This is a genomic window from Kitasatospora sp. NPDC059577 (assembly GCF_042735475.1).
Taxonomy (GTDB): domain Bacteria; phylum Actinomycetota; class Actinomycetes; order Streptomycetales; family Streptomycetaceae; genus Kitasatospora.
In genome coordinates this window covers 46,003-52,004 of the sequence record NZ_JBHWBZ010000034.1, presented here as the reverse complement: position 1 = coordinate 52,004, position 6,002 = coordinate 46,003, and the positions used below count along the sequence as shown (strand labels likewise).

Genomic DNA, 6,002 nt, shown 5'->3' with positions numbered 1-6,002 from the left:
GGTGCCCGTGGCCCGGGTTGGTGGACCCGGGGGGGGGGCCGTTCCCGGTGTCCGGGGGGGGGGCGGGGGGGGGCTGGGCGCTCCCCCGGGTTCCGGCCTGGGGGGGGGCGGGGGGGGGGCGATAAAGGGGCCGACGGCACACGATCTGCCACCGCGCGGGGCCCACCCCCGGCGCAACCGCCCCACCATCGCATTCCTGCTCGCCGCACCCGTGCCCGGCCGACGCCGCGCCGGGAACGCCCCGACTGCTGCCGTTCGACGGGCCTGCGCCCACCCCTCCCCCTGGAACGAACGCTCCATCCGGAGCGACGGGGCCGACGCCGGCACAGCTCTGGAACGAACGCTCTATCCATGTCATCGGCTACGATCACGCCGTGAAGACGCCCGAGAGGACCACCGTCGGCACCCGCGAGCGGATCGTCCGGGCCACCTCCCGGCTGCTGCAGCGCCAGGGGTACGAGGGCACCGGGATCAAGCAGATCTCCCGCGAGGCGGAGGCCACCCTCGGCTCCGTCTACCACTTCTTCCCGGGCGGGAAGCAGGAGTTGGCCGCCGAGGCGATCCGGCACGGGGACGAGGAGTTCGCCGTCCTGCTGCGCGCCGGACTGGGCTCCTCGCCCGACCCCGGCGAGGCGCTGCTCGTCTGCACCCGGATGCTCGCGCGCGAGCTGCGCGCCTCCGACTGGCAGGACGGCTGCCCGGTCAGCACCACCGCCCCGGAGACGGCCGGCCGCGCACCCGAGATCGAGCGGGCCGTGGCCGCGGCGTACGCCAACTGGCGGGCCGTCGTGGTGGACCACCTGGTCGCGGCGGGCATCGGCGCGCAGGACGCCGCCGAGCTGGCCGGCACCGTCATCTGCACCCTGGAGGGCGCCGAGCTCGCCGCCCGGATCGCCCGCAGCGAGGAACCCCTGCTCGTCAGCGGCAAACACCTGGCCCGACTGCTCGGGACCTACACCGGCGCGCAGCGCTAGGGCTTGTCTGACACCCGCAACCGGCCTCAGGACACCCGCGACCGGCGCCGGACCAGCGGGCGCCGGCACCGGAACGCGAAGGAGCCGACCCGACGGGGGATCCCTTCCCACCGGGCCGGCTCCGGCCTCACCACTCCCGAACACCGTCAGGAGCCACGGATTTGGGCATCGACCTCGCCCTGTACGACGGCCGCCCCGGCAGCGGCATGCTGCACCTCTCGTACGACCACGGCGACGCGCTCGCCGACGCCCTGGCCGAGCACACCCGCCCGCCCGACCACCGGCTCGGCCGGGTCGACCCGTACGGCGACACCTGGTTCAACGAGCAGGACGCGGCCGCCACCTTCGAGGAAGCCACCGCACTGCTCGCCCGCTGCACCACCGAGGCGCAGCGGGCGGCCGTCCGCGACCTGCGGAACCTGCTGGCGAACTGTGCGGCGATCCCGGGCAGTTGGATCTGCTTCATCGGCGACTGAGCCGCTACGGCGACGCGGCGCGGCCCGCCCGGTACACCTCCGCCGCGACCGCCAGGTCCTCCCAGGCCATCCCGACGCTCTTGAAGAACCGCGGCCGCCCGGTCGGCACCGGCGCGTCGCCGCGCACCAGCTCGGCCAGGTTCCACAGCTGCCGCCCGGCGACGCCCGCCATCAGCAGGTCCCCGGCCTCGCGGCCCGCGACCGACCGGGCCTCGACGTACAGTTCGGCGCGCCCGACCAGCGTCCCGTCCACCTCCCGGGCGTCCGGTTCGTGCGAGCCGACGGCGGCCACCGCCGCGTGCGCGGGCACCAGCGCGCCGTCGAACAGCGGCGTGCGGGCGGTGGTGCAGCAGACCACCAGGTCCGCGTCCGCGACGGCCTCCGGCCCGGCGACGGCGGCGGCCAGCCCGAGCCGCTGCCCGTACCCGGCGAGCGCCGCGGCGCGCCCGGCGTGGCGTGCCACCACGGTGAGCCGGGTCAGCGGCCGGACGGCCAGCAGGGCGTCCAGGTGCCCGTACGCCTGCGGCCCGGAGCCGAACAGGACGAGGTGCGCCGCCTCCGGCACGGCCAGTCGCCGCAGCGCGGCGGCGGTGACGGCGGGTGTGCGCAGTGCGGTGAGCGCGGCGCCGTCCAGCAGGGCGATCGGTTGCAGGGTGGGCCCGTCGAGCAGCAGGTAGCTGCCGGTGATCCGGGGCAGCCCGTGCCCGGGGTTGGCGGGCGCGACCCCGGCGATCTTGACTCCGGCGTACGGCCCGGCGGCCGCGGGCATGAGCAGCAGTTCGCCGGCGGGCACCGGCACGGCCGATCGGGCGGGTGCCGCCTCCGGGTCGAACCCGTCCAGCAGCACCCGCTCGATCGCCCCCACCGCACCGGCGGGCCCGACTCCGCCGGTGCCCGGTACGGCGTACTGGAGCGGCACAACAGCCGTTCCGGGCGGTGCGGTCGGTCTCACAGGAGGAACCCCGTCCCCAGTTCGTCGCCCGGCTCCAGGACGAAGCCGTGCTCGCCGGTGCGGTGGGCGGTTCCGCCGACCTCGGTGACGACGCCCCCACCGAGCGGGTCCCCGCCGGGGAGCGCCCGGCCGGTGAACACCGTGCCGATGATCGACTCGTGCCGCAGCGGCTCCCCCGGGGCCAGCCGGCCCTCGGCGGTGAGCACCGCGAGCCGGGCGGAGGTGCCGGAGCCGCAGGGCGAGCGGTCGATCTGCCCGTCCGCGAACACGGTGACGTTCCGCTGGTTCACCACGTCGTCGTCGGAGGGGAGTTCGTCGTGCAGGATCACCCCGTACACGCCGGACAGCCGGGGGTCGGTGGGGTGCTCGACCGCGTCCTCGCCGGCCAGCGCCGCCCGGATCTCCCGCCCGACGGCGGTGAGTTCGGGCAGCTGCGCCGGTTCCACCGCCAGCCCCAGCGAAGCGGCCGGCACCGAGGCGTAGCAGGCGCCGGAGTGCGCGACCGCGACCTCGACCGTTCCGCGCGAGGTCCGCACCGGCAGCTTCAGCGCGGTCACCCGGGTGGGCACGTTGCGGAAGGTGACGCCGGTGGTGCGCCCGCCGGCCCGGTGGACCAGCGCGGTGACCCGGCCCGAGGGCACGTCGATCCGCACCCGGGCCACGCCGTCCGCGGGGGCGGCGACGAGTCCGGACTCGACCGCCCAGGCGCCGAGCGCGATGGTGCCGTGCCCGCAGGCCGTCGAGTAGCCGTCCTTGTGCCAGAACAGCACGCCCAGGTGGGCCTCGTCGTCGTCCGGCGGCACCAGGAAGCCGCCGTACATCCCGGCGTGTCCGCGCGGCTCGCGGGTGAGCAGCCGCCGGACGTCGTCCAGTGCGCTGGGCCGGGGGGCGGTGGCGCTGCCGCCCGCGCCGAGCGCGATGGCCCGGCGTTCGGCGACGGTGTCGCCGGGGATGGCCGGCGTGCCGTCCAGCACGATCCGGAACGGCTCGCCGGCGGTGTGGTAGTCGACGGTGCGGACGAACATCAGGCACCTCCGCCCGGCAGCACGCTGACCGTCCGGCTGACGGTGTAGAAGTCCAGGGCGGCCTGGCCCTGTTCGCGGTCGCCGTGGCTCGCGCCCTTGGCGCCGCCGAAGGGCAGGTGGAAGTCGACGCCGCTGGAGGGGGCGTTGATCCGGATCATGCCCGCGTCCAGCCGGTCGGCGGCGGCCAGGGCCACGTCCAGGCTGCGGGTGTGGACCGAGGTGGCGAGGCTGTGCGGGGTGTCGTTGGCGAGCGCGATCGCCTCGTCGAGGTCGGCGACGGCGTGCAGCACGGCGATCGGGCCGAAGAACTCCTCGCGGGCCAGCGGGTGTTCGGCCGGCACCTCGGCGAGCAGGGTCGGCTCGACGTACCAGCCGGCCCGCTCGGGCACCGCGCCGCCGGTGAGCACGCTCGCCCCGGCCTCGACGGCCGAGGCGACGGCGAGCGTCAGCCGGTCCCGGGCGCCGGAGTCGACCACCGGCCCGCACACCGCGTCGTCGACCGCCGCCAGTGCCTTGACCAGGGCGTCGCGCAGCGGCTCGTACGCGGCGCCGACCGCGATCACCCGGCTGGTGGCGGTGCACTTCTGCCCGGCGTACCCGGCGATGGCGGCCGCGAGGTGGCCGGCGGCCTGGTCGATGTCGGCGTCCGGGAGCACCAGCGCGGCGTTCAGCCCGCCGAGTTCGGCCTGCACCGGCACCCCGCGCCCGGTCGCGGCGCGCACCACGGCCCGGCCGACGCCGGTCGAGCCGGTGAAGGAGACCACGTCGGCCGCGTCGACCAGTGCCGCGCCCTCCTCGGCCCCGCCGGGCAGCACCGTGAACACGTCCTCGGGCAGTCCGGCCGCACGGGTCAGCTCCGCCAGCCGCAGCGCGCACGCCGTCGCCTCGGGTGCCGGCTTGAGCACCGCCGTGTTGCCCACCGCCAGCGCCGGCGCGGCCTTCCAGCTGGGGATCGCCAGCGGGAAGTTCCACGGCGCGATCAGCCCGGCCACCCCGTACGGGCGGCGCCGGGTGAGCAGCAGCCCGGGCCCGGCGGCGGGCTCGTGCACCGCTCCCGAGGCCGCGTACGGCGCCTGCGCGTAGTAGCGCCAGATCGCCGCGGTCCGGGCGACCTCGCCGCGCGCCTCGGCGAGCGGCTTGCCGACCTCGCGCACGATCAGCGCGGTCAGTTCCTCCGCGTGCGCCTCGACGGCGTCGGCGATCCGGCCGAGCGCCGCCGCGCGGGCGCCCGCGCCGGCCGCGAGCCAGCCGGCCTGGGCGCTCCGGGCCCGCCCGACGGCGGCCCGGACGGCGTCGGCGCCGGGTTCCTCGACGGCGGTCACGAGGTCGTCCGGGTCGGCGGGGTTGTACGAGGTGATGGTCACGACTGGCAGCCCTTCAGGGGAGGTTCGGAGCAGGCTCGGGGCCCGGCCTACAGCAGGAAGCCCGCCGGGAACGGGTCGCTCGGGTCGAGGAAGTACTGGGCGGTGCCGGTGACCCAGGCCCGCCCGGTGACGGTCGGCACGACGGCGGGCCGCCCGGCCACCTCGGTCCCCTCGACCAGCCGCCCGGTGAAGGTGGTGCCGATGAAGGAGTCGTTGCGGAAGTCCTGGCCGAGCGGGAGTTCGCCGCGCGCGTGCAGCTGGGCCATCCGCGCCGAGGTGCCGGTGCCGCAGGGCGAGCGGTCGAACCAGCCGGGGTGGATGGCCATCGCGTGCCGGGAGTGCTCGGCGGTGGAGCCGGGGGCGAGCAGCTGGACGTGGTGGCAGCTGTGGATGGACGGGTCCTCCGGGTGCACCGGCCGGTCGGGGCCCGCGTTGATCGCGTCCATCATCGCGAGGCCGGCGTCCAGGATCTCCTGCTTGCGCTCGCGTTCGAAGGGCAGCCCGAACTCGGCGAGCGGCAGGATGGCGTAGAAGTTGCCGCCGTACGCGAGGTCGTAGGTCACCGTGCCGTAGCCGGGCACCTCGATCTTGCGGTCCAGTGCGACGGAGTAGGAGGCCACGTTGCGGATGGTGACCGCCTTGGCGGCGCCGTCCTCGACGTGCACCTCGGCGACCACCAGTCCGGCCGGGGTGTCCAGCCGCACGGTGGTGACCGGCTCGACGACCGGCACCATCCCGGTCTCGACCAGGACGGTGGCGACGCCGATGGTGCCGTGCCCGCACATCGGCAGCAGCCCGGAGACCTCGATGTAGAGCACGCCGAAGTCGGCGTCCGGCCGGGTGGGCGGCTGCAGGATGGCGCCGCTCATCGCCGCGTGGCCGCGCGGCTCGTACATCAGCAGGGTGCGGAAGTGGTCCAGGTGCTGCTGGAAGTGCACCCGGCGCTCGGCCATGGTGGCGCCGGGGATGACGCCGAAGCCGCCGGTGATCACCCGGGTCGGCATGCCCTCGGTGTGCGAGTCGACGGCGTGGAACACGTGACGGCTGCGCATGGGTCACAACTCCCGTACAGGTTCGGATGGTCGGTGGGTTCAGGGGGCCGGGGGGGGGGGGGCGCGGGGGGGGCGCGCGGCGGGGGGGGGGGCGGCCGCGCCGCGCCCCGCGCCGCCCACCCGCGCCCCGCGCCCCCCCGCGCGCCCCAGGCGCGCCGC

The 6,002-nt window shown here is 76.3% G+C and carries 6 protein-coding genes; 2 read left to right on the top strand and 4 right to left on the bottom strand.

The window, feature by feature from the left end; all coding sequences use genetic code 11:
- The first annotated feature begins 374 nt into the window (after nucleotides 1–374).
- Both ACFV0O_RS24605 and ACFV0O_RS24600 read left to right on the top strand, forming a co-directional pair.
- Nucleotides 375–974 (top strand): TetR/AcrR family transcriptional regulator, encoded by a 600-nt coding sequence (locus ACFV0O_RS24605; RefSeq protein ID WP_380345320.1) that lies wholly within the window; start codon nucleotides 375–377, stop codon nucleotides 972–974.
- 161 nt (nucleotides 975–1,135) lie between these two features.
- On the top strand, nucleotides 1,136–1,450 hold the full coding sequence (locus ACFV0O_RS24600; protein WP_380345318.1) for a hypothetical protein: 315 nt from the start codon (nucleotides 1,136–1,138) through the stop codon (nucleotides 1,448–1,450).
- 4 nt (nucleotides 1,451–1,454) lie between these two features.
- Here ACFV0O_RS24600 and ACFV0O_RS24595 read toward each other — a convergent pair whose 3' ends face one another.
- The 4 genes from ACFV0O_RS24595 to ACFV0O_RS24580 are packed head-to-tail and all read right to left on the bottom strand — an operon-like array spanning nucleotide 1,455 to nucleotide 5,843.
- On the bottom strand, nucleotides 1,455–2,369 hold the full coding sequence (locus ACFV0O_RS24595; protein WP_380345316.1) for an ornithine cyclodeaminase family protein: 915 nt from the start codon (nucleotides 2,367–2,369) through the stop codon (nucleotides 1,455–1,457).
- Nucleotides 2,370–2,398: 29 nt separating this feature from the next.
- Nucleotides 2,399–3,427 carry a proline racemase family protein gene (locus tag ACFV0O_RS24590; protein ID WP_380345314.1) on the bottom strand — a complete coding sequence of 343 codons (1,029 nt, stop codon included), beginning with the start codon at nucleotides 3,425–3,427 and terminating at the stop codon, nucleotides 2,399–2,401.
- Nucleotides 3,427–4,791 (bottom strand): aldehyde dehydrogenase family protein, encoded by a 1,365-nt coding sequence (locus ACFV0O_RS24585; RefSeq protein ID WP_380345313.1) that lies wholly within the window; start codon nucleotides 4,789–4,791, stop codon nucleotides 3,427–3,429. The genes ACFV0O_RS24590 and ACFV0O_RS24585 overlap by 1 nt, the downstream gene beginning before the upstream one ends.
- Before the next feature lie 47 nt (nucleotides 4,792–4,838).
- Nucleotides 4,839–5,843 carry a proline racemase family protein gene (locus ACFV0O_RS24580; protein ID WP_360261587.1) on the bottom strand — a complete coding sequence of 335 codons (1,005 nt, stop codon included), beginning with the start codon at nucleotides 5,841–5,843 and terminating at the stop codon, nucleotides 4,839–4,841.
- Nucleotides 5,844–6,002: the final 159 nt, after the last annotated feature.